General features: G+C 38.0%; 19 protein-coding genes. 7 read left to right on the top strand and 12 right to left on the bottom strand.

The genetic code is table 11. The features are described from left to right. Window positions 1-46 precede the first annotated feature (46 nt). Both hda and cxpE read right to left on the bottom strand, forming a co-directional pair. Complete coding sequence (hda, locus tag EXE10_RS08130) at window positions 47-754, bottom strand: DnaA regulatory inactivator Hda (RefSeq protein ID WP_068972774.1); 708 nt, start codon at window positions 752-754, stop codon at window positions 47-49. 9 nt (window positions 755-763) lie between these two features. Continuing rightward, a complete protein-coding gene (gene cxpE, locus EXE10_RS08125; protein WP_068972773.1) occupies window positions 764-1,972 on the bottom strand; it encodes a chloramphenicol efflux transporter CxpE in 1,209 nt (402 codons plus the stop codon). 135 nt (window positions 1,973-2,107) lie between these two features. Between cxpE and purM the strand changes: the two genes are divergently transcribed. From purM to EXE10_RS08110, 3 genes are all read left to right on the top strand, one after another. Continuing rightward, the gene (gene purM, locus EXE10_RS08120; RefSeq protein ID WP_130113020.1) at window positions 2,108-3,178 is read left to right on the top strand and encodes a phosphoribosylformylglycinamidine cyclo-ligase; all 1,071 of its coding nucleotides are present in this window, start codon (window positions 2,108-2,110) and stop codon (window positions 3,176-3,178) included. 22 nt (window positions 3,179-3,200) lie between these two features. Next, window positions 3,201-3,833, top strand: coding sequence for a phosphoribosylglycinamide formyltransferase (gene purN, locus EXE10_RS08115; protein ID WP_130113019.1), 633 nt, complete (start codon window positions 3,201-3,203; stop codon window positions 3,831-3,833). 259 nt (window positions 3,834-4,092) lie between these two features. Then, on the top strand, window positions 4,093-4,536 hold the full coding sequence (locus EXE10_RS08110) for an META domain-containing protein (RefSeq protein ID WP_130113018.1): 444 nt from the start codon (window positions 4,093-4,095) through the stop codon (window positions 4,534-4,536). A gap of 88 nt (window positions 4,537-4,624) precedes the next feature. Here the strand turns inward: EXE10_RS08110 and EXE10_RS08105 are convergent, their stop codons facing one another. Together EXE10_RS08105 and sppA are read right to left on the bottom strand one after the other, a co-directional pair. Next, window positions 4,625-5,443 (bottom strand): alpha/beta fold hydrolase, encoded by an 819-nt coding sequence (locus EXE10_RS08105; RefSeq protein WP_130113017.1) that lies wholly within the window; start codon window positions 5,441-5,443, stop codon window positions 4,625-4,627. A gap of 118 nt (window positions 5,444-5,561) precedes the next feature. After that, window positions 5,562-6,593, bottom strand: a complete 1,032-nt coding sequence (sppA, locus tag EXE10_RS08100; RefSeq protein ID WP_130113016.1) for a signal peptide peptidase SppA — start codon at window positions 6,591-6,593, stop codon at window positions 5,562-5,564. A gap of 129 nt (window positions 6,594-6,722) precedes the next feature. Between sppA and EXE10_RS08095 the strand changes: the two genes are divergently transcribed. Next, the gene (locus tag EXE10_RS08095) at window positions 6,723-7,670 is read left to right on the top strand and encodes a lysophospholipid acyltransferase family protein (protein ID WP_130113015.1); all 948 of its coding nucleotides are present in this window, start codon (window positions 6,723-6,725) and stop codon (window positions 7,668-7,670) included. Here the strand turns inward: EXE10_RS08095 and EXE10_RS08090 are convergent. The 3 genes from EXE10_RS08090 to EXE10_RS08080 form a co-directional block, all read right to left on the bottom strand. Continuing rightward, window positions 7,638-10,100, bottom strand: a complete 2,463-nt coding sequence (locus EXE10_RS08090; protein ID WP_228256803.1) for a DNA internalization-related competence protein ComEC/Rec2 — start codon at window positions 10,098-10,100, stop codon at window positions 7,638-7,640. The genes EXE10_RS08095 and EXE10_RS08090 overlap by 33 nt on opposite strands. A gap of 203 nt (window positions 10,101-10,303) precedes the next feature. Beyond that, window positions 10,304-11,002: a lipoprotein-releasing ABC transporter ATP-binding protein LolD gene (lolD, locus tag EXE10_RS08085; RefSeq protein ID WP_068972765.1), complete on the bottom strand. Its 699-nt coding sequence runs from the start codon at window positions 11,000-11,002 to the stop codon at window positions 10,304-10,306. Then, a complete protein-coding gene (locus tag EXE10_RS08080) occupies window positions 10,995-12,230 on the bottom strand; it encodes a lipoprotein-releasing ABC transporter permease subunit (protein ID WP_130113013.1) in 1,236 nt (411 codons plus the stop codon). The genes lolD and EXE10_RS08080 overlap by 8 nt, the downstream gene beginning before the upstream one ends. A gap of 23 nt (window positions 12,231-12,253) precedes the next feature. Here EXE10_RS08080 and EXE10_RS08075 point away from each other — a divergent pair, with 23 nt between their 5' ends. Both EXE10_RS08075 and EXE10_RS08070 read left to right on the top strand, forming a co-directional pair. Then, window positions 12,254-12,826 (top strand): PilZ domain-containing protein, encoded by a 573-nt coding sequence (locus EXE10_RS08075; protein ID WP_130113012.1) that lies wholly within the window; start codon window positions 12,254-12,256, stop codon window positions 12,824-12,826. Between the two features lie 19 nt (window positions 12,827-12,845). Continuing rightward, complete coding sequence (locus EXE10_RS08070) at window positions 12,846-13,469, top strand: LysE family translocator (protein WP_130113011.1); 624 nt, start codon at window positions 12,846-12,848, stop codon at window positions 13,467-13,469. Between the two features lie 187 nt (window positions 13,470-13,656). Here the strand turns inward: EXE10_RS08070 and EXE10_RS08065 are convergent, their stop codons facing one another. Together EXE10_RS08065 and EXE10_RS08060 are read right to left on the bottom strand one after the other, a co-directional pair. Further along, complete coding sequence (locus tag EXE10_RS08065) at window positions 13,657-14,406, bottom strand: SDR family NAD(P)-dependent oxidoreductase (protein ID WP_228256802.1); 750 nt, start codon at window positions 14,404-14,406, stop codon at window positions 13,657-13,659. An 85-nt stretch (window positions 14,407-14,491) separates the two neighbouring features. Then, window positions 14,492-16,012, bottom strand: a complete 1,521-nt coding sequence (locus EXE10_RS08060) for a flavin-containing monooxygenase (RefSeq protein ID WP_130113010.1) — start codon at window positions 16,010-16,012, stop codon at window positions 14,492-14,494. 109 nt (window positions 16,013-16,121) lie between these two features. Here EXE10_RS08060 and EXE10_RS08055 point away from each other — a divergent pair, with 109 nt between their 5' ends. Beyond that, window positions 16,122-16,754 (top strand): TetR/AcrR family transcriptional regulator, encoded by a 633-nt coding sequence (locus EXE10_RS08055; RefSeq protein ID WP_130113009.1) that lies wholly within the window; start codon window positions 16,122-16,124, stop codon window positions 16,752-16,754. A gap of 194 nt (window positions 16,755-16,948) precedes the next feature. Here the strand turns inward: EXE10_RS08055 and EXE10_RS08050 are convergent, their stop codons facing one another. From EXE10_RS08050 to cysC, 3 genes are all read right to left on the bottom strand, one after another. Continuing rightward, window positions 16,949-18,622 carry a ShlB/FhaC/HecB family hemolysin secretion/activation protein gene (locus tag EXE10_RS08050; RefSeq protein WP_130113008.1) on the bottom strand — a complete coding sequence of 558 codons (1,674 nt, stop codon included), beginning with the start codon at window positions 18,620-18,622 and terminating at the stop codon, window positions 16,949-16,951. A gap of 3 nt (window positions 18,623-18,625) precedes the next feature. Then, window positions 18,626-24,475 (bottom strand): YDG domain-containing protein, encoded by a 5,850-nt coding sequence (locus EXE10_RS08045; protein ID WP_130113007.1) that lies wholly within the window; start codon window positions 24,473-24,475, stop codon window positions 18,626-18,628. A 166-nt stretch (window positions 24,476-24,641) separates the two neighbouring features. Then, window positions 24,642-25,169 (bottom strand): adenylyl-sulfate kinase, encoded by a 528-nt coding sequence (gene cysC, locus EXE10_RS08040; protein WP_213073847.1) that lies wholly within the window; start codon window positions 25,167-25,169, stop codon window positions 24,642-24,644. Window positions 25,170-25,188 lie beyond the last annotated feature (19 nt).

The raw sequence follows: 25,188 nt of genomic DNA, 5'->3' as shown, positions 1-25,188 counted from the left end.
GACGACCTTATATGTGGTACGCACACTCAATCTTTATCAAAAAAGACTATTGTCTATATTCATCAATCAATGCATAGATCTGCCTTAATGTTGCATGAGACAACTTGGTTTTCTCACCTTTCAATAACTTTTCTAATTGCTCGACTGATTGCAGTAGTGTACTGGTTTGATGTGGTCCATGTAATAGCAAATATTCCGTTATTTGTGGGTCAAAATGTACACCCCGACGTTCCAGTACCGAATGTAATAAGGCATGACGATCTGCATAAGACTGTCCACTCGGTACTTTTACACTCACCGCTTGGGTTAAACGAGATTGTAAATCAGGTAATTCTAATTTGAGTTCTATTGGTGCAAAACGTGATGAGAAGACTAATTGTCCACCATCTTCATTATTGTTATTAATCAGGTGAAATACTGCTTTTTGCCAATGTGGCACTCCGCTAATCGCTTCAATATCATCTAGTGCGACTAAATCATAATTCTCTAATGAGGTAATCGCTTCAATCGGTGCATCAAGTAATTCTAATAATGAAACTTTAATTGCGGATTTACCCACTTCCAAATACGAATCACAAATGGCAGATAAAAGATGACTTTTTCCTGTACCAGCACCACCATAAATATAGAAACGATTCATCAACCCTGCATGAAGCTGACGTACAGCATCAATTACAGGTCCCCAACCTGGCCCAGAAAAATCACTGATTCTGGCATCCAGTTGCGGTTCTATATCCAACTGTAATTGACGCATATATTCAAATCATTCCTTATGTGGATTTTGATCAGTTTTGACTGATTCATCAGTATCTTGCGTGTTTTTAATCTCAATATCAAGATCAACTTTATCGCTTTCAACTGAAATTACATCTGAATCACCATGACTATGTATACTCACCAAAGCATTTTCAGACTTATAAAATTGGCTTTCTTGGTATAAATCTTTGAGATGCTTTAATAAAACCACAATAACTGCTGCCACAGGGAGTGCAATCAACATACCGACAAAACCACCTAGCTGTGCACCCGCAAGCACTGCAAACACAACAGCAACTGGCGAAAGCCCAATTTTATCACCCAACAAAAATGGTTGTAAAATATAGCCTTCTATCAATTGTCCGACACCAAATACGGCCAAGACCATGAGTAAATGTTTTGGATCCATACCGAACTGGAAGAAGCACGCAATAATGGCTGCAATAATCCCTACGCCAAAACCTAAGTAAGGAATAATACTACACAGCCCCGCGACCATCCCGATGATTAAACCGACTTCTAGCCCAACCAACTGTAACCCTACTGCATAAACTATGCCCAGTAAGACCATCACAAGGAATTGACCTTTAACAAAAGCACCAAGAACACTATGACATTCAGCGACGATTTTTAAAGTACTGGCTTTATATTTCTGTGGAATAAACTCTCGCATGCCTTCTAACATACGATTCCAATCCAATAAGAAATAGAACGCAATCACAGGAATTAAAACAATCGTTCCACCAATGGAAAGAAAACTTAAACCCGATTGCGCAATTTTTAATGCCATCGTTTGAATGCTGTCAGCACTGTAGTTGGTCTGGATATACTCCATCACAACTTTGGAAATTTGGTCGGTATCCAACTCCATGCGTTCGACATTAAAATTATTTGAAACCCACGGGAGAAATGTTGAATTAATCCAATGAATCCCAGCAGGGATACTATCTCGTGCGTAAATCAACTGCTTCCAAACCAAAGGTACAACAAACCACATTGCCCAAGTTAAAACCACACCAATCCCAAGAAAAACGACTGTGATTGATAACCAACGCGGTAGAATTTTGGATAGTCGATCAACAACTGGACTAAAGAGATAAGCAACTAAAAATGCTGCGACAAAGGGAATCACTACAGGTTTGAGTAAGTACAAAACCCAAAGCACTAAAGCAATTCCAGCAAGGATAAAAATTCGTTTTAAGGTCCGATCGTGCATGTAATCACGCCTTTTTCAGATTTAATCATTATAGAAAGTAAAATATTTGAATAAAGATAGCATTTTGGTGCAGAAATAACATAAGAATTTCGTATATTCGGGTATAATCTCCGCGCGAATGCGGAGACTTCAAATATGAGCAACTCAACTTCTACCCCAAACACTGGTTTAAGCTATAAAGACGCTGGTGTCGATATTGAAGCGGGCGACGCACTTGTCGATCGAATCAAATCTGTCGCTAAACGTACCACTCGTCCTGAAGTTATGGGCGGATTAGGCGGCTTCGGCGCACTTTGTAAAATTCCTAAAGGTTATGAAGAACCTGTTCTCGTATCTGGCACAGACGGTGTAGGTACAAAATTACGTTTAGCACTTAACCTAAACCGTCATGACACCATTGGTCAAGACTTGGTGGCAATGTGCGTAAACGACCTTCTTGTATGTGGTGCTGAACCATTATTCTTCCTCGACTACTATGCAACAGGTCATTTAAATGTCGATGTTGCTGCAAACGTGGTAACAGGTATTGGTCAAGGTTGTGAGCTTGCAGGCTGTGCATTGGTCGGTGGTGAAACTGCTGAAATGCCAGGCATGTATGAAGGCGAAGACTACGACTTAGCTGGCTTCTGTGTAGGTGTCGTTGAGCAAAGCAAAATTATTGATGGTACTAAAGTCAAAGCAGGTGATGTTTTGATTGGTGTGGCTTCTTCAGGTGCACATTCAAACGGTTACTCTTTACTTCGTAAAATTTTCGATGTTAAAAATGTTGATTTAACTCAAATCGTTGATGGTCGTCCACTTGCTGATACAGCAATGGAACCAACACGTATTTATGTAAAATCAATTCTTGAATTGATTAAACAAGTTGATGTTCATGCTATGGCACACATCACTGGTGGTGGTCTACCTGGTAACTTACCACGTGTATTGCCAAATGGTGCTCAAGCTGTGATCAATGAGTCTTCTTGGGAATGGCCAGAATTGTTCAAACTTCTTCAAAAAGAAGGTGGTGTTGATCAATTTGAAATGTATCGTGCATTTAACTGTGGCGTAGGCATGGTGATTGCAGTTGATGCAGCAGATGCAGACAAAACTGTCGAGTTGTTAAACTCACTGGGTGAAAAATCTTGGAAAATTGGTTCAATCCAAGACAATGCCGAATCTGTTGAAGGCGCTGACGAAAGAATCCGTGTGATTTTTGCCTAAGTCCAAAGCATAGTTAAGTCACATGATAAAAATTGCTGTACTGGTTTCAGGCAGTGGAAGTAACCTACAAGCCCTGATAGATGCAAATCTCTCAGGGTCGATTGTTGGGGTGATTTCCAATAAAGCTGAAGCTTATGCCTTGGAACGGGCAAAAAAAGCAGGAATTGACACTGCGATCATTGAACACAAACAATTTCCAAACCGTGAAGCGTTTGATGCCGTAATGCATCAACAATTGCTCGATTGGAATGTAGATTTAGTGATTCTTGCAGGCTTTATGCGCATTCTGAGTGCAGATTTTGTCCAAAAATGGCAAGGGAAAATGGTGAATATCCATCCTTCTCTGTTACCACATTACAAAGGTATGCATACCCATCAACGTGTTTTAAACACGGGGGATGTATTGCATGGTTGTACTGTACATTATGTCACTGCGGAATTGGATGCAGGTCGAGCACTGACACAAGGCGTGGTTAAAGTTAATTTACACGATACCGTAGCCACTTTGGCTGAACGTGTACATGCACTTGAACACTTGATTTATCCGCAAGCGGTTGAATGGATCTGTAATGGAACGATTCAACATTTGGATAATGGTCAAGTGTTGTATAAAGGGCAATTACTTGAACAACCAATCCAGTTTTGTAAATTTTAAAATATAATTGATCAATCAACGCATCTTCGGATGCGTTTTTTAACACTTGGAAAATAAATATATATTTTAGATACATGAAAACAGTTCAAAAATAAAGCAATACTTATGCAAAAATGTTTTAACTCTGAATCATTTGTGTATTTTTAAGTTAATTAAAAAGCTTATTTTCAAATTGAAAAGTATGATATGTCTCAATACATATTAATCTTTTTTATTCTTTATAACTTTCTTATTCCTTATAAAAAGTGGAGAACCTTAAATGTTAAAATCTCTCATCATTCCGACTTGTACTGCTTTAACACTTTCTATGGTGGGCTGTGCAACCATGTCAAATCCCTCTACTGAACGTAATTTAGATGACTTACAAGGTAAGAATTGGATTCTCAGTGAAATTGATGGTGTCAAATTAGTGGCTGATCCTGCACAGTCATCTGTACCATCTATCATGTTTGACAATGAGCGTGTAAGTGGTTCAGATGGTTGTAACAGCTTTATGGGTGGTTATGCTGTTAAAGCTACTGAAATTAAATTTTCACAACTTGCTTCGACTAGAAAAGCATGCCTAAATGCAACCGATATCGCTCACAAGTATTCACAAGCACTTGGCCAAGTCACTCAATATGACGCATCTAAAAAAGAATTAAAATTCTTAGATGCCAATAAAAAAGTGATTTTAAAATTTGATCTTGCTCAATCAAATTAATACTTTTGAAATAAAAATAGGCACTCTATTGAGTGCTTATTTTATGTAATATACTGATGCTTACTTCAAAAAATAAATTAGACCATCGTTATATTTTTTTAATTAAATCCTGAATTAGAGCAACAATTTCAACAGGCTGTTCTAAAGGGAACATGTGCCCACCGTTAAATACTGTATATGGTATGCCCAACTTCTTTTTTGCGATCTGAGGAAATTTCTGCTTTAAAAATGGGCTTTCACTTCCTGCAATCATATGAACAGGCATTTCAGGTTTTTTATGTGGCAACCACCAATAAGATGGACCACTTCTAAAAATTTCGACTTCTATGGCTTTAGGAATGGTTAAAGTTACACCACCATTCACAACATCTTCGACTAGCCCATAATCAATATAGGCTTGAAAACAGGCTGGATCAAAAGCTTGATATAATTTTTTAGAATGCAACAAATCAAAAGCTTGCTGACGACTTTCCCAATGATCTCGGCGCTTTAAACTGAGTTTAGCAGGTGTCATTTGATCAACTTTTTTTGGGAAAAAGCGTTTTGCAATGTCAAATGCAAAAGAAGCGAACCCCATGATTAAAGGTGGGTCTAATAAAATCACTTGCTTAAATAAATCAGGTCGCTTAAAACTTGCCAACAATGTAGACACTGCACCCAAAGAATGCCCTATTCCAATCACCTGATGTCCATTGGCTTGTTGTTCAATACTTTGAATGATTTGATCTGCTAAATTTGACCAATCTTTATCGACAGGGAACTCAGGAGATGTCCCTAATGAGCATGATGGATAGATCACATGATAATCATCTGCCAATAAATCAAATAATTTCGTATAAACCTGAGCAGGTAATCCATTGGCATGACCAAAATGGATCAATGTTTTTGATTGTTCTATCGTATCCATGGAATCCTATTTCTTTACTTACTTTACTGCTTCCATTTAAAAAGAAGTAATATGTTTAAATATTACTTCCCTGTTCTATACTGCCTTATATTTTAATAACGTAGTATTTTCAAGTAAATTACTGCATTTTTACATCTTGGTTCATACCGAGTTTTTGGCTCATTGCCTCACCAAGACCATGCCCCATTTCAGAACCTAAACGCCCTAAGACTGAATCAAACGGTCCACGTTCAACTGTATAATTTACAGTTTTCTTCACTTTAAGCTCACGTTTCAAACTTTCAATATTTCCTGTTTTATCCGCGATACCGAGTTTAATCGCTTGTTCCCCTGTCCAGAATAAACCAGAGAAAATTGCAGGATCTTGTGACTTAAGTTTAGTACCACGACCTTCTTTAACAGCAGTGATAAAGTGACCATGTACATTATCAAGTAAGGCTTGGATATGCGCACGTTGCTCAGGATTAACAGGCTTAGTCATACTGAGAATGTCTTTATTGCTACCTGATGTCATGGTACGGTCTTCAACACCCAATTTTTGAGCTAAACCGCTCACACCATAATTCGGCATAATCACCCCAATCGAACCCACAAGGCTCGATGGGTTCACCCAAATCTCATCTGCTGCTGATGCGATATAATAAGCACCTGATGCACCCATATCTCCAATCACCGCATACACTTTCTTTTCAGGGTTCTGTTTTTTGAGGTATTGAATTTCTTGCCAAATATCATCAGACTGGACTGGTGAACCGCCTGGTGAATTGACATTCAATACTACTGCTTTGGCAGATTTTGCTTCAAAAGCTTTTTTCAAAGACTTAATCGTATCTGTACTATTCACACCCTGATTACTTGAATCAATTGTCCCTACAATATTCACAACGCCTAAGTGCGAATCACCAACACTAGGTGACTCACTATCGGTCGCCATTGAGCAGCTTTTTTGCATAAAGAAAATCACAAAAAAAACATATAATGCTGTCAAAATTTTAAAGAAAATTCCCCAACGACGACTACGTCGTTGCTCTTCCACAGAAGCCAATACAGCTTTTTCTAGAATTTTCCATTCTTGCCCTGTTGGTTGTTCACCTTGAGGGGAATTTAAATTTGCCTTGTCATTTTGAGGTTTCGGTGGCCAATCGGACATTTATACCATCCAAATTAATTATTCATATCGCATTATATACACTGAATCTATTTAATCATCACGATTTAACTTATAATATTTTGCCAAATCACTACACAATTCCACCTCAGCGTTAATTTTTTGCCCCAGATGACTGATAATCAAAAGACAATAACCACACGACTACTTAATTTTTGTAGTCGACTTCCTATTCCAATTGCACGTTTTATTGCGCGTTTTTTGGCTGGATTAGTTAATTTATTACAAGTCACTAAAACATCGGAAATTATACGTCTAAATATTGAAATCTGTTTTCCTGACATGGATCAGAAAAGACGAGAAAAAATTACTGAACAAGCTATTCGAAATGAATTGCAATCCTATATGGAGTTTTTCTCTATCTGGGGAGGATCGAATGAAAAAAATATTGCACGCATTCACAATATTCAAGGTGAACAACTTTTTCACGATGCCATCCAAGTAGGTAAAGGCTTAGTTTTAATCGTTCCTCATTTTGGAACATGGGAAGTCATGAATGCATGGTTCGCCCAATATACACAAATGACCATCATGTATGAACCGATCAAAGATGCAGGTGCAGATCAATTTGTCCGCACTGCACGTAGCCGTGAAAATGCTACACTTGTTCCAACTGATGAATCTGGCGTACGTCAAATTTTTAAAGCCTTGAAACGCGGTGGAACCACTGTGATTTTACCTGATCATTCTCCACACCATGAAAGTGACCTGATTAAGTATTTTGGTATTCCACTATCTTCAAGTAATCTTAGCGCTAAACTCATCCAAAAAACCAAAGCCAAAGCATTATTTCTTTATGCAATTCGAAATGATAATGATGGTTTTGATATGTTTATTGAACCAATCGATGAACAAATTTACCAAGTTGACGCCAATCAAGGTACGCGTCTTATTTTCAATACTCAAGAAAAGCTGATTCGAAAATATCCTGTACATTATCACTGGAGTTATAAACGCTTTAAAGCTAATCCTGAATTGAAAAAAATCTATGATATACCTAAGCAAGATGCGACAGCATTGATTCATTCAGTCCGCAATAGCTCCCTTATTGAAGATTAACCATTTACGCGTTGAACGAAAATCACTTTCTGTCATCACTCCCTTAGTATTTAAATCAAATTGAATCGAACCTTGCTCAATGGTTGTTTTAAATGGAATTTTAAGTACTTCTAATCGCTTCAATACCAATGGATGTGGATGTCCATAACGGTTTGTATAACCCACTGAGGCAATTGCGAGTTTTGGTTTTAGTTGTTTCAAAAATGCATACGAAGAACTATTGTGACTGCCATGATGTCCCAAGACCAATACATCAACTTTTAAATCTGGATATTGTTGTAATAGGTTAAATTCAGTTTCCCAACCAGCATCTCCCATCAAAAGAAAGTTTTGATATGATTTTGATTGCGGTATTTGAATATAGACCACACATGAAAGTTCATTCTGATGATATGGTGCTTGGCTTAACAAGTTTTTAGGTGGTGAAAGCACGGTAATTTTGATTTGATCATATTGCCAGTGTTGTCCTTGATGACAATACTCGAAGTTAGCATGCTCAAATCGAGCATCTTTTTCATTAGAATATACTTTTTTAATTTTGAGTACTTTTTCAACCTCAGAAAAAGCACCGCTATGATCTTGATCTAAATGGGTTAAGATGACCTGATCAAGTTGATCAATACTTTGTCGCATCAAATATGGAATAATGACATTTTTACCTATACTGAACTGCGACTCATCAAAAGAACCTCCAACATCTATCATCATCTTATGATCTGGCAATTTCAAAAATATAGCTTGTCCCTGCCCAACATCAATGATGTTTAATTGAAAAATTGAAGTATTTTTTTGAGGTAAAAATAACGGCACTAAACATATTACTGCCCAAAACTTAGGTAACACCCCTCTAGGAAAAAATAGAATGAGTACCGCAAATGCGATACACACGATTTCTAAAGTATTAAAAGCCCACCAATTCAATTGAAATGCAAATAATTGATCTAATTTTTCAAGTAAAAACAATAAAATGGATAATAGCCCATCAGCCATTTTAAATATCAATATACCCAAAGGCTCATACAACATACTTACACATGCGGCAAATACTTCAATTGGAACAATTAAAGTGCCAATCATCGGGATCGCGATGAGATTACTGAATGGCGTAATCCATGAAAACTGCTGGAAAATAAACAAAACCAAAGGTAATAGTGCAAGAAAGGTTTTCCACTGCGAATCAAATAATACGCGTAAAAAGAGTTTCGATTTTACTTGCCATGTTTGTACAGCTTCATTCGACTGCTGTTGAATGGTTTGATAGACCCGAATCAAAATAAAACATGCGCCAAAGGACAACCAAAATGCGGCTGAAAGAATGCTAAATGGATCAATGAGTAATAAAACACTGGCTGTCAGCAATAAATGTTTTAAAGCTTGGATTTTCTGTTTCAGTAAAATAATCACACTTAAAATGGAAACAGTAATCAGGGTACGTACAGCAGGTATTTCAAAACCAACAAAAGCAGTATAAAAAATTACACATGCCCAAAAAGGAAAAACCAGTAAATAAGGTCTTGGTATTTTTAAGAATAAACGTGGATAAATACTTTGGATAATTTTATTGAAAATAAAACAAAAAATAACTGCAAAAATTAGAACATGCGGTCCCGAAATCGCCAGTAAATGTGAGATTCCCAATTTCTTAAAAAAATCTTGTGTTTGATTGGAAAGTAAACTTTCATCACCTGTAAGTAATGCCAGTAACAAACCTTTATTTTGTAATGATGAATTCAAAATCATCGTTCTGAAATCCAATCTTAATGATTCAATTTCCAGTTGGATTTTATTCAATAGCCCATGTTGTTGACGTACAAAAGCGCCATAACCGAATTGCTGCACCTGATTTTCATCCAAAACCTCAAATGACTGCGCTTTTAATTGCCCCGAAATATTCTCTTGAATAAGCCATTTTTCTTTATCAAATACCCCTTCCACAGCAAAACCATGAATAGGCTTTATTTCCCCAGCAACACGATAATATTGTCCAAGCTGAATGGCTTCCAACTGAGATGGATTGACATACATCATAACTTGAATGGGCTGTTGCGCTGTTAATACGGTGACACGTTGTTGAATAGAGTTTTGTATTGATTGCTGATTTTTTGATTTTTTTTGCCCAAATCGCTGTGAATTTACCTGATTACTTTCTGAAGTTTTATCTTTGATCTTATTGATATGTGAAATATAGATAATTTGTTCAGTGTGTTTTTGCGCAACCTCTCGTAAACTTAAGCGTTTTTCTAATGCGCTATCCGCATAGTACATGCCAAGTAAATAACTGCTTAAACCCAATGCAATGGCATAGAGCATCTTATAAGCAAATACATGCGCATACTTGAACTTTAAATACTTACCCAGTATAAGCGCACTGACTAAGCTGACATTTAAGCAAATATAGACACTTAAATTTTGCGGTATTTGATGTCCCATGAATGAAATACCAAATATCCATCCAAATAAAAGCACGTATATATACATAGAAAATCATTCAGTTTTATTGTTATCAAATTTGTTTTTATCAATTGTAGTGAATTTTGCTCTGATAAAAATTTACGGCTAAGCTCAATCAATCGAACTTAGCCGTTTAATTATACAGTTTTTATAAACTCATGTTTTAAATTTAAACACTAACTTTATTCATCGACCCAAACACCATCTTGCATATGCAAAATGCGGTCAGCAGATTTCGCCAACTGCTCATCATGGGTTACGATCAACATCGCCATATTGAACTCATCTCGTAAATCACGTAACAATTCAAAAATAGATTTTGCTGTTTTACGGTCTAGATTCCCTGTAGGCTCATCTGCAAGCATGAGTTTTGGCTGAGTCACCAAAGCACGAGCCAAAGCCACACGTTGACGTTCACCACCCGATAACTCACCTGGTTGATGGGTCAAACGATGTGATAAACCGACACGATCAAGCAAATATTCTGCACGCTCTTTGACTTTTTTAAATTCAGCGTCTTTACGCAACATCAGAGGCATTGCGACATTTTCAAGCGCAGTAAACTCTGGCAACAAATGATGGAATTGATAGACAAAACCTAAATGCTCATTGCGAAGGAAACCACGTTCAGATTCACCTAAGGTATCAAAACGTTTACCATTTAAATTGACAATACCCTGAGATGGTAAATCTAAACCACCCAAGATGTGCAATAAGGTACTTTTACCTGAACCACTCGAACCAACGATCGATACAAACTCGCCTTGATGAACTTGCAATGATAGACCTTTGATCACATCAACATGCGACTTACCATCGGTAAATGATTTACATACGCCTTGCGCTTCTAAAACAATCGGGGTGGCTAAAGCACTATTCATAACGAAGCGCCTCCGCAGGTTGAATTTTTGCCGCACGCATTGCAGGATAAATCGTCGCTAAGAAACTGAGTAATAATGATAATCCAACGATCACGACCACATCTTGCCATCTTAAATACGAAGGTAGGTAGTTAATAAAATATGCATCGAATAGGTGTAATCCAAATGCTGAATTCAACCAACCAATAAAGTTACTAATCCCTAATGCAGAAATAATGCCAAGAATCGCACCTGCAACAGTCCCAACAACACCAATCACCGTACCTTGTACCATGAAGATTTTCGTAATCGTGGCTGGAGATGCACCTAAAGTTCTCAGAATCGCAATGTCTGATTTTTTATCAGTTACCACCATCACCAAAGATGACACAATGTTAAACGCTGCAACCAATACAATCAGGAATAATAATAAGCTTACCATTGCCTTTTCCATTTGGATTGCACTGAATAGATTCCCATGGGTATAAGTCCAATCCGAAGCATAAAAGTTGCCAGGTAATTCTCGGACAATTTCATTTGAAATTTGTGGTGCAAGGAAAATATCATCCAACTTCATGCGTACACCCTGTGCGCCATCTGGAAGACGTAACAAAGTTGAAGCATCATTGAGTGCGATATAACCCAAACTAGAGTCAACTTCTGCACCAATACTGAAAATACCCACAATTTTAAATCGTTTAAAACGCGGGACAACTCCAGCTGGAGATGGTGTCGCTTCTGGTAATACTAAAGTTACATTGTCATTCAACCGCAATCCGAGTGCGTCTGTCATTTGTTTACCTAAAACAATGCCATATTCACCTTTTTTGAGCTGATCTATGCTACCTTCAACCATGTGATTTTGAACGATTGATACTTTCTTTTCGTACTGTGGTTCAATCCCAGTGACCATGATTCCAGCAACCTGACCTTGCGCTGTAAGCATGCCTTGTAACTGGGTAAATGGAGCTACGCCAGTGACATGCTCATGTTGTTCAATTTTCTTTGCAAGAACTGGCCAGTCTGTTAAAATTTGTGTTGAAGAAACAGTAGCTTGAGGTATCATACCTAAGACACGGTTCTTTAGCTCTCGGTCGAAACCATTCATAACAGAAAGCACTGTAATTAATACAGCGACCCCTAAGGTTAGACCGATCATGGAAACCAGAGCAATAAAAGAAATAAAGTGATTACTACGCCGTGCGCGAGTGTATCTCAACCCTATATACAGCGAGATTGGTTTAAACATACCATTCTAGTCCGAGGTGTTTTATGGAAGCGTTACAGCAACAAAATGAAGCAAGTGAACGTCGTGTGATGTCACGAATCGATGCTGCATTAAGAATCAACTATCAAATCATTTCTGAAGAAGTTGCGCTGAACGACCCATACGATCCTAATTTTGTATTACCGCGCTATTTTCTACTACTTGCAGAATTAGATCAATTTGATCATGCACTTCACTACGAATTAGAACAATTAAATGAAAAAGATCAACAAATTGCTCGAATCTTATCCTTATTCAACCAAAAATTAAACCTCATTACGGGTTCTCTTTACGATTCAATTGTACAAACCATGTTACCAACCCCGCAAAATGTGAATTTTTCGGAGAATGGTTTTAGCTTTAATAATCCGCAATTACTGAAACAAGGTAGTTTTATACACGTGACATTAAGTCATCCTGAAAATTTCTTTCATATTGCAGCAACTGCACAAATCGCCTATTGCGAACTAGATGCAAATGAACAATATCGAGTAGGAGCATATTTCATTACGTTGCATCCTCAAGACAAAGTAAAACTTGCAGAATGCATTCAACAACATCTTTTAAATACCAACTGATGACTAACACCTACTATCAATGAGCTCAATGATACTGGCTTTTGCCATAATCTCTTTGGGTATGGCACTCACGCCTGGCCCCAATATGATTTATCTAATCTCACGATCATTATGCCAAGGTAAAACGGCTGGATTTATTTCATTAGCTGGAACAGCTATAGGTTTTATTTTTTACATGCTCTGTGCTGCATTCGGAATAACAGCACTGCTCATGACTATACCGCTTGCTTATGAAGCATTAAAAATTGCAGGTGCACTTTACCTGATCTATTTAGGATGGAAAGCCATTCGCTCTCCGCACTCACCTTTTGAAATGGTGAATGTGCAAAGCTATTCAAACTCTAAACTATTATTCATGGGTTTTCTGACCAATTTACTCAATCCCAAAATTGCCATGATGTATTTGGCACTCCTTCCCCAATTTATTCGTCCTCATGAAAATTATGTATTGCTACAAACCATTTCATTAGGCTTAGTTCAAATCATCATCAGCTTAATTGTAAACTCAATATTTATTTTAACAGCAAGTTCATTTACTCAGTTTCTCAATCGCCATACTTTATGGCTAAAACTTCAAAAATGGTTCATGGGCACAGTTTTCTTTGGATTAGCCACTCAAATTATTCTTAGTTCAAGAAGATAAAAAGATATTTGCAAGTAAAAAAAGCTCAAAGATAAGTTTCCACTCTGAGCTGATCAAGGTATTTCAAAATCCAAACGAAACGATTGTTTAGTTCATTCATTATTTGGTTAATTTATGAATTCGGCTTGCATAACCTGAATGTGCAGAATGATCAATTTTGGTTAAAATACCATCATCACCTAAAATCTTACGTGCGCTTTTTTGCATCCATTGTGGCATCAAACCATAAGCCCCATGTACTGTTTGTAAAAAAATCAGGCACGGCAATAAATAATCGTGGCTTAATCAAAGTACTCACAACGGCATTCGCCACTTGTTGGGGTGTCACTGAAGGAATGGTTTTAGATGCTTGATCCGTACCTGAGGTCAATTCCGTTAAAACTTTACTTGGTAGAATTGCTGTGAATTGAATATTAGAGTCACGGAACTCACCTGCTACAGCTTCAGTTAAACCAATTACAGCAAACTTTGTTCCTGAATAGACCGCTGAACCAGGTAAAGCAAAGCGTCCTGCAAGCGAAGCAATATTGACAATATGACCTGTACCCTGTTTGATCAATTCAGGCAATGCCAACTGCATGCCGATAATCACACCACGGAAATTAATATCAATTTGTGCATCTGCCAAAGCTGGGTCTTCATCCAAAAATGCTCCCATTGGCATAATCCCTGCATTATTCACCAAAGCATAGAGACTGCCGAAATGTTGAATGGTATTTTGAATAAACTGAGTAAATGAGTCGCGATCACGGACATCCACTCTAAATGCTTTCGCACCGATTCTTTTTGCTTCTTTTTCAGCAAGTTCAAGATCTACATCACCAATGCTGACTAAAGCACCTTGGGCAATCAAAGCTTCTGCCGTTGCTAAACCAATACCACGCGCAGCACCTGTAATCGCAACTACTTTGCCTTTTAATTTTTGTTTTTTAAACATCACTCATTCCTTTTACTTTTTTTAAAAATTTGTTTATCAAAATATTCTTTTATCAAGACCTAAATTGAGATAGCCAAATCGTGATTTACACGACATGTTCAGACTTTTTCTGAGTCTGAGATTCAGGCAAATAATCAATTAAGTATTCTTTTAACTCAAAATGCTTCATCTTTTCGCGCAGCTTAAATGTCGTCCACGGCCAAACCGTACTATTACGTCCATTGCGGTCAATAAAGTAACTCTGACAACCACCTTTATTCCACACAGTTGATTGAAGTGCTGCCTGAACTTTTTCATTAAACACTTTGGTAATTTTTGGATTAGGTTCAATTGTTTTAATACCCAAATGAATCGCTTGCTTTAATGCATCCATAATATAATCAAGTTGCGCTTCAATGATAATGAAAGCGGAAGAACTAACTGCTACGTTCGGCCCAAACATCAAGAAACCATTCGGGCAATTCTCAACCATTGTCCCCATATAACCCTCTGGACTACCCTGCCATACATCCGACATTTTCTGTCCAAAACGGTTATAAACACGATTGGCAATCGGTGGTTCTGCGATTTCAAAACCTGTTCCAAGAATAATCACATCGACTTCACAACTTTCCCCATTTGCAGCAATCAACGTATTGCCTTTCACTTCTGCTAATCCACTGGCAATCACGTCTACATTTTTTTGTGCAAGCGCAGGATACCAGTTGTTTGATTGGAGAATACGCTTACAGCCAATAATGAAGTTCGGTGTCAATTTTTCACGTAAAGTAGGATTTTTAATGTGGAAATTTAAATGCCATTTAGCGAGTTTTTGGAATTGTTTCATTGCTGCTGGACTTTGAATACCACCATTAATGGTTTCAAAAATTCCATAAACTGAACCTCGCATGAGTTGCTGCGTCATTGGCAAAAACTTAAACATGGCACGTACTGGCGCAAGCAGTGGCATATCAGACTTTGGCAGAACCCACTGTGCGGTACGTTGGAATACGGTGAGTTGTTGTACTTTAGGCTGAATCTGTGGCACGAATTGCAGCGCAGAAGCACCCGTCCCAATCACTGCAACACGTTTGCCTGTTAAATCAAGATCATGGCGCCATTGTGATGAATGGAAAATTTCACCTTTGAAGTCTTCAATGCCTTTGACATTGGGTAATACCGGCTCGTGCATTGGACCACAAGCTAAAATTGCAAATTGTGATCTTAATTCACCTTGATTGGTCTGAATGATCCAACATTGTTCTGCATCCGACCATTTTGCTTCTAAAGCCTCTTGGTTCAAATGCACATGCGGCATGACTTTATATTTATCAACGACATCGAATAAATACTGTTTAATTTCTTTTTGTTGCGCGAATACACGTGACCATGATGGATTTTGCTCAAACGAATATGAATACAAAGCTGATGGCACATCACATGAACAACCAGGATAAGTGTTTTCACGCCAAACACCGCCCATTTCCGAAGCTTTTTCTAAAAGAATAAAATCTTCAATGCCCGCTTCTTTTAATTTAATCGCAGCGCCTAAACCCGCAAAGCCACCACCAACAATGATGATTTTATAAAAATTATGCGCTTTACTGTTATTTTTGTGTTGATCCATGATGAAAATCGCTTAGAATATAAACAATAGGAATACAATGTCAAAAACGGAATGACTTGTCAATTTTCATTGTTTGACAGTTTCTAATTTAATTTGGTATTTTTTGCCTATGAATGAAAAAGTAAATTTAAGTCGCGCAGAACGTCAACGTTTACAATTACAAGCGGATATTTTAGAAGCTGCTTTTCTTGAGTTTTCAGAACGTGGTTATCATCAGACAGCGATTGCCGATATTGCCAAACGTGTCGGTGTTGGTCATGGGACCTTCTACCGCCATTTTGAAAATAAACGTGATATTTTACAACATGTCATTTCTGATACTTTACAAAAAATCATGGCTTTACTGACGGGTGAAAATGCACCTCAAGCAGTAAATAACATTGAAGAATATCGTGAACAATGTCAGCGTATTTCTGAACGATTAAGGCATTTTGCAGAAGATAATCCTTTAACATTAAAATTGTTATTGTTAGAAGCCACTTCAATTGATGTTGAAATGACCAAGTTTGTGCAAGGCATCATGCAGATGGCTGGCGTTTTAACAGCTAACTATTTACAACATGGAGTGGAACTTGGATTCTTTCGAGAAAATCTTGATTGTGAAAATACGGGGCATAACATTGTGGGTATGATTATGAATGGGGCACTACGTTTCCTCGCAAATCCTGAGGATACTGAGAATTTAAAGAAATATGGCGACTCTATTATTGATTTGATTATCAGCGGAATGATAAGAACTTAGTTTTAAATTAATTTTCAAACTTGAATCAATAAGCCTTAATTGAATAATGTCTGTACTTGATAATTTTTTCTACACATATTTAAAATAAAAAAGGGAAGCCGAAGCTTCCCACGGGGTACTGACACTTTTATCATTATCATTTAGATCAAGCTTTTATCCTTAACCTAGCAGTGCCTTTGCTTGATCACACTGGTTTAGAAAGTCTTTCTTAAACTAATCCAATATTGATGATCATCTCGGTCTTTCATTTGCTCTGGCGTATTTCCGATTGGAAATGCAACTTCTGCATTGGCTTGAATATTCCATGCATTTGTCCAATTTACGCCCAAACCTGCACTGCTGATCTGAACTTGATTGTCACCAGTCACACCTGCCCATTTCTTGGCATTTAAAGTCACTTCTGCGGTATCCACAAAGACTTTTCCTGTGATTTGATTCTTAGCATCTGCAAATAAGCTTTGGCGTAACTCAGCTGTTGCTAAATAACCTGTAGAGCCTGTAAACTGACTAGACTCATAACCACGGACGTTAAATGGACCTCCACCTAAGTACTGTTCCGCGCTGTCTAGGTTATATGGGCTGTATTGTCCATAAATTCCTAAATAGCCTTGTGTGCCATTTTTACCCAGATTTTGTAACCGTGACAGATTTAAACTGGCAGTATAGTAATCCCCTGCTGTTTTGGCTGTTTGCGCATCGAGTGCTGATGCATCATCATTTTTAAATTTTACGTGTCCAAAACTGGTTGAAGCACCGTATTGAGTTAAGCCTCCACCTAAGAATTGATCAAACTGCGAACCATCGAGTCGTGCTGTAACCACATCAATATCGCGATGTTTGTAGTATTGGTTGAGTTTAATGTCATCTTCAAGCTGCTTGTGATCATATTGCAGTGTGAGTAGAACTTCCGCATTATTGGTCAATAAAGCAGGCTGGCTGATAAAGACACTGGTCTGTGCTGCATTACCTTCTGCACCAAGCACTTTGAGTTCTTTACCCAGTTCGTAGTCTAAGTAAGAATAACTAGCACCTGCACGAGTACCCATACCTGTAAAGGTGAAAGCATATCCTACTCGTCCGTAGTTCATACGCTCGCCCGCTGTCATCAGGTCTAAGCTAAGTTCATCTCCTAAACCTGCAAGGTTATAAGCAGCGATCCCTGCTGTGCCTCGAACACGACTGGTGTATTTGTTCCCAAAGTTATCCGCGCCAATATATCCACCCAACATGGATGAATTGTTGACTTCAACATTGAGCTGGCTACTTCCAACTGTTGCACCCGGTGCAAGTACATTACGTGTCGTCACGCCTTTTAAACGATTCAACAATTTAAGTTGTTGTTGCATTTCATTGCTGTCAATGCGTTCGCCTTGCTTAAGTGGTGCAACAGTTTTTTCAATCAACCAGTTTTGAGTGCGACTTTGATTGTCGATTTGGGTTTTGTCGTAATACGCTTCAAGGACATTGATTTGTACAACACCTTGGCTCAAATTTTGTTGTGGTAAATAAGCTCGACTGTACTCATAACCTTGTTGCTGATAATAGGCTGTGATTCGTTGCGTCACCTGCCAAAGTTGATTTAAATTGAGCTGAGTTCCTTCTGCATCTGCAACTAAACGATGTAGCTGTTCAGAACTAAAACGACTATTGCCTGTGATTTCAATTTTTTGTACAGGGATTTGTACATCACTGCTGTTCGGTGCTGTAGTATTTGTGGCACTTTCAACTTCAACCGCTGTTTGTGGTTCTAAGGTCTGCCCTTGTTGTTGCTGTTGCAGTAACTGCCCTGCATTAGGTGCAGGCGCAGCGCTTACTGACATCGAACATGCAAAAATTGAAATTGCTAAAAGGTTATGTTGTAGTTTCATCAATTAATGCTCCCCAGAAATTTTATTTAAACCAACCAAATTTACACCACCATCAATCACTTCGATTTTGATTTCACCTTGTGGTTCAAATTGATCTTTATCTCTTTCTAATGCTTGAATAGCTTGTAAATATGCTGCGCTAGGTTGGAATATTACTGGATTTACCATCGGTTTGATCGTTGCTGTTGTTGTCGCTGTGCTATCAACAAGTTCATAGTTTGCTGCATCATCACCAGAAAGTGTAATCCCATTGATAGTCACGGTTTTACCTGTACCTGCATTTTTGTCCGCAAACTGACCTTGCGCAGAACCTACAGTCAATGAGTCACCATTCAATAAACCATTGAATGTTGCAGAGCCTGTATTCAAGCTGACATTGGTTGTTCCATCATAAACACGGTCATTGGCAGTGATACCAGTAATATTATCAATCTTAGCTTTGCTGATATTGGCTTTTGCAGTTGCTGTGTTATTAACGAGTTCATAGTTTGCTGCATCTGCACCAGACAAGGTAATACCATTGAGATTTACGGTTTTACCTGCGCCTGCATTTTTGTCTGCAAACTGACCTTGCGCAGAACCCACAGTCAACGAGTCACCATTCAATAAACCATTGAATGTTACTGAACCTGTATTTAAGCTTGCATTGGTTGTCGTATCATAAGTACGGTCATTGGCTGTGATACCAGTCACATGATCAATCTTAGCTTTGCTAATATTGGCTTTTGCAGTTGCTGTGTTATTAACAAGTTCATAGTTTGCTGCATCTGCACCAGACAAGGTAATACCATTGATATTTACTGTTTTACCTATGCCTGCATTTTTGTCTGCAAACTGACCTTGCGCAGAACCCACAGTCAACGAGTCACCATTCAATAAACCATTGAATGTTGCTGAACCTGTATTTAAGCTTGCATTGGTTGTCGTATCATAAGTACGGTCATTGGCTGTGATACCAGTCACATGATCAATCTTGGCTTTCAGAATCGTACTATTGGAATTATTTACATATTCAACAATATAGTTTTTACCACCATTACCATCTTCGACAGTTACCCCTGCAACAGTTACAACTTTACCAGTTCCCGCATTTTTATCTTGGAATGTAAAGTTCCCCCCCACCAGACGATCCCCTTCAAAAACTTGAGTATCATTGGTTGCTATCGCTTCGCCGTTTGCAGTCGTCGTACGATCATAGGTTTTAGTAATATCATCAGTGGTTATATATAACTTTGCAGCATCTATCGTTAGATTGGCAGTATCCCCCAATAAATCATAGCCTTGCTGATGTGAATAGAATTGGGCTTTATATGTACCAGCATTTCGAGCACTGCCTGAACCACTTCCAACCAATAATTTGCTTGAATCTAAGTCTTTAGCGCCGTTGAGTGTCAAGCTATGTGTTTTACCATCATAAAAGATCTTGTTTGAACTATTTGAGGTATCCGCTTTGATTAAGAAGTTTCTGAGTAGAGGCCCCGTATAGCCTTCGTAAACTCTCCAAATAGTTTCCTCACCACCTTTATTAGAGATATCCCAACCTGCCTCTTTGAAAGTCGAAGACTGTTTCATTTGTGCTGTAGTGATGCCTTTTAAGCTTTCTGGAACTTGTTTTAATGCATCAATTTGAGCTAACACTTCCGCAGAAAGATCACCGAATTGCTCTTGATTTGGGGCAATAAATCCACCAATCCCTTGAGTTTGACCTGATGTTTCAGTATTCCAAAAACTATTTGAAACAGTGCCACTTAAAGGCTCTAAAAGTGGTGAATCTGGATTTTCATTGTTGTATGAGTAGTTAACAACAATCTGATTTGCACCAAGCAATCCACCTGCATACGTTTGTTCAGCACTTGCACCTGTTGCAGTGACTAAACCTGTTGCATAAGTGTTTTGAATGTCGCCACCAATAGAACTATCTCCGCCAAATCCTAGTCCATTAGAACCGACTAAACCACCTGCAAATGCTTCTCCACTCGATGTTACTGTAACCGAGCCTACGGCATAACTATCGAGAATATTTCCACCAGTTCCAACAGGTACATCCATATTTCGAGTATCATTTGAGTAGTTATTCCCGATATTTACACCTACTAAACCACCAGCATACGCTTGTGCAAGTACCTCCCCTTCAAAGCTTGAACTGATGTCGGTTCCTGTAGCACCGTCTATGACAGAACTTTTCACAGACGCTGAAACATCACCAAAGGCATAACTTTCTTTGATATTTCCAGAATTTTCACCAACCAATCCTCCAGTATATGACCGTGCATACACATGACTGTCTGGATTAAATGCCTCATCAACTGTTTTTTTAATAATTTCAGCCGTTAACGAAGTCTTTACATCACCTAGAGCATAACTTTGAGTAATGTTCCCTGAGTTTTCTCCAACTAATCCACCCGCATATATTTCAGCTTCCACATATGGATAGCGCACTCCAACATATCCAGCATTTGACTCTTTGCTAATTGCTTTCGCAGTTATATGCCCAAGCGCATCACTATTGCTAATATCTCCATAATCATTTGAACCAACAAGCCCACCAACTTTTAACTCAATATTTGGGTCTGTATAACGCTCTGTTAAAATTTTACTATCTAAAGTGATATTGGCATCAACATTTCCCGTTGCATGGCTATTTTGTATATCAGCCCAACGGTTATAACCAACCAATCCCCCTAGATTGGCTTCAACATCTAAATATAGATCAGTAGTCTGGCTATTTACATTTAACTGTATATGACCACTCGCTGTAGACTCACTAATTGCCCCAGCATAATTCGAGCCAATCAAACCACCAATGTTTCCTTCAAAGTCAGTTCCATTGCTCATTACAGTAATTGAGCCACTCGCTGTAGAGTCACTAATCGCTCCACCATCATTCGAGCCAATCAAACCACCAAGGTTATTATCACTCTCAACTTCGATAATACTGTAATTACCATTTTCACCATTAACTGTAACAGTTGAATCAATAGTTGAAACTAAAGAAACATTACCACTCGCTGTAGAGCCACTAATTGCCCCAGCATAATTCGAACCGATCAATCCACCAAGATTATTATCACTGCCAACGTCAATATCACTATCATGATAATTCCCAGCATTAACTGAAACATTTGAGTTAATAGTTGAAATTAAAGAAACATCACCACTCGCCGTAGAGCCACTAATCGCTCCACCGTCATTCAAACCAATCAAACCACCGATGTTGTTATAACTATCAACTTCAATATAATTGTAATTATAATTTCCACCATTAACTGAGAAATTTGAATTAATAGTTGAAGTTAAAGAAACATTACCACTCGCTGTAGAGCCACTAATAGCCCCAGCATGATTCGAACCAATCAAACCACCAATATTAAAGTTAAGATTAGAATAATTTCCATCAATACTATTATTTGTCTCCGAAGTTACAGTAATTGCTCCAGAAGCTGTACTATCTGAAATACCTAAAACCGGATTTTCTGAATCAACATTTGGTTCATCAGAACGACGAGCTTCGAACATCCCAACTAAGCCACCAACGTTTAATGTTGTCTGCGTAGCATTATTGACTATATTAATATCACCTGTTGCATGTGATGAAATTATTTGCCCATCAATACTATATCCAACTAAGCCACCCACACGATGTTCAGAATAGTTATTTTCAAAGGTTAAATCTATTTTTGTATTTGCTGTTGAATCACTAATCGAACCTAAGTAATTACTCCCAACCAGTCCACCAACTGCATAACCACTCCCTGAAATCGTTCCTGATACTGTTGAATCACTAATGGAACCTAAGTAATTACTCCCAACCAGTCCACCTACTACAGATCCATTTCCTAAAATCGTTCCTGATACTGTTGAATTACTGATCAAACCAGTATTTCCACCAACCAGCCCACCTACTAAAAAACCACTTCCAGAAATCGTTCCTGATACTGTAGAATTGCTGATCGAACCACCATCATTTATACCGACCAGTCCACCTACGAAAAAACCATTTCCTGAGATCGCAATATTTGTGAGATTGAGATTATTAATTTCAGCTTTTAAATCTTCTGTTCCCAAAATAGCACCAAATAAACCAACATATTCTTGTTGCTCTGCTTTAATGTTTAAACCTGAAATAGTTTTATGATTCCCCTCAAAAATGCCTGTAAAGCCATTATCCCCAAAGCCACCAATTGGTTTAAAACCTGACGTTCCATTCCAGTTGACAGTACCACTTGCATCTATGTCATTTGCCAGTTCGAAATTGTCATTTAATTTAGTTCCTACACCTTGCACACCATAAATATCAGTCAATTGATAAGGGTTAGATGCAGTACCGTCACCACCTAAGGCACGGATAAAACCACCACCATGCAACTGAAAGTCTGTTGCTTTAAAACTTGGAAGTAGTGGTGCATTTTGCAACCAATTACCGTTATTTAAAGTAAATGTACCAACATCTACATTACCTGTAGCTGTAATACTATTGGCTGCATTTAAAGTTAAACCACCATTTTGAGCTGTGATATTATTATTGATATTGATGTCGTTATGCGCTGTTAATGTTAAGGTTGTAGGTGCATCCCAAGACACTTCAGCATTGACATGAATATCGCCTGACTCTTCACCCTCACTCACAGTTTGCAATTCAATATCTGTTCCCGCTAAATTACTTTGTAAGGTTTCAGCACCTATGCCACTATTTGTTTGATCTGCTGTTCCTGAACTAATAGTAAAATCAGTCGGATCAATTAACCACTTACCTGTTTTACCACCATCAGAAAGTGTAGAAACTTTCGTACCATTTTGGATTTGGACATTTGCTGCTGATGTTTCAATAAAACCACCATCTACACCGTTTTTACCTTCTGCTTTTAATATTCCACTGACTGTAGTTGTCCCAACTTGCATGTCCCCAAGAAGGATAATTTCACCTTTGGCGTTTTGCGTTAAACGATTGGCTTCAATCACACCAGTATGGTTAACTACAGCTTTACTTAAGCTGTCTTTAGCTTTTGCAGTTAAATACACTGCGCCATTGTCAGCAATAATTGCTCCACCATTTTCCACTAAGCCTTGCAATACGCCTTGATCCACTTGGTACTGTGTCAAAGATCCATTTTGTAGTGCTAAGGTCACCTGACTTGCTGAAGTGAGATGTGTTATGCCATCTGGAGTTTTAATTGTCCCTGTATTTTTTACATTGGGTGCAATTAAAGCAACTGTGCCACCTTTTAGAGTTTGAATTGAACCATGGTTTTCTACACTGGCATTGCTATTGGCATCGCCTTTTAAAGTGTATTTGCCATTTTGCTGATTTTGATAAATATCTGCATCATTTAAGTTTAAAGTTGAAGCAACAATCCCCCCCACATTGACCTGTGCTGTTTTCGAGAACACAACGCCATTTGGATTGAGTAAAAATACCTGACCATTGGCATTTAAACGTCCCATGATCTGAGAGGCATTGCTGTCTAACACACGGTTAATCGCGGTTGATGATTGATTCGGTTGATTAAAGTTAACTGTGGCATCTTTACCAATGTTAAATGTATTCCAGTTGGTACTGAGATTTTGAGTATTTTGATTAATATTTAAAGTATTGTTGTTTTGGCTAAAACTTGCAGAACCTGAGTTGATGTGTGCGCCTGTTGGTAGTTCAACATTTGAAATTGCCGCATGAATGGATAATGGTAACAACGCCATACCAAACAAAATCAAACGTGAAACTTTTTGCGCCAAACTACGACCAGTAGACTTTGAAATATCAGAGCTTTGAGAAGCGGTATGATTTTTTGCTAACTCTGAAACGGCTTGCCAACATCCTAGTTGTGCATTCCAAATAACCTTATAAATCTTGTTCATAAAAACCCCATAAAATATTAAAAAATTCTTTCCTATTTGATCAAAGATACATAGGGGGGGGATATACCTGGAATTAGGTATTTTTATACTGATTTTACTTATAAATTAAATACTTATTAAACATATTTAATTAAACAATTAGGCAAACTACACAGTAGTTAAAATTTCAAATGAATATTTTATTTAAGATTTGAATTGCACACTGATCTACATCTAGACCTACTGTATTTATCGTCAAAAAAGGCGACTGAGGTACTTCATAACTTGCCGTAATCCCTGTGAAATTTTCAATTAAACCTAAGCGCGCTTTTTGATATAAACCTTTGACATCACGTTGCTCACACACTTCGAGCGGTGTCGCAATATGAATTTCAAAAAAATCCTCAGCACCAATGATACTTTTTAACAGGGCTCTATCTTTTTCCAATGGTGTAATAAAAGCAGCAACTACAGTGATACCATCATGATTGAGTAACTTGCAAAGTTCAGCAGCTCTTCTTAAGTTCTCACTACGATCTTGCTCAGAAAAACCTAGATTTCGGTTTAAACCTGCGCGTAATTGATCTCCATCTAAGCCAAAACAAATCTGTTGTGTTGCACGTAATTTTTCAATCAAGCACTGCGCAATCGTACTTTTCCCCGCACCACTTAGCCCCATGAGCCAAATCGTTTTCCCTTTTTTTAATTTTTGCATCGTCATTTGGCTCATGATT

It is taken from the genome of Acinetobacter sp. WCHAc060033, from assembly GCF_004209125.1.
In the GTDB taxonomy this organism is placed as follows: Bacteria; Pseudomonadota; Gammaproteobacteria; order Pseudomonadales; family Moraxellaceae; genus Acinetobacter; species Acinetobacter wuhouensis.
This window is presented reverse-complemented; position numbering and strand designations above follow the sequence as displayed.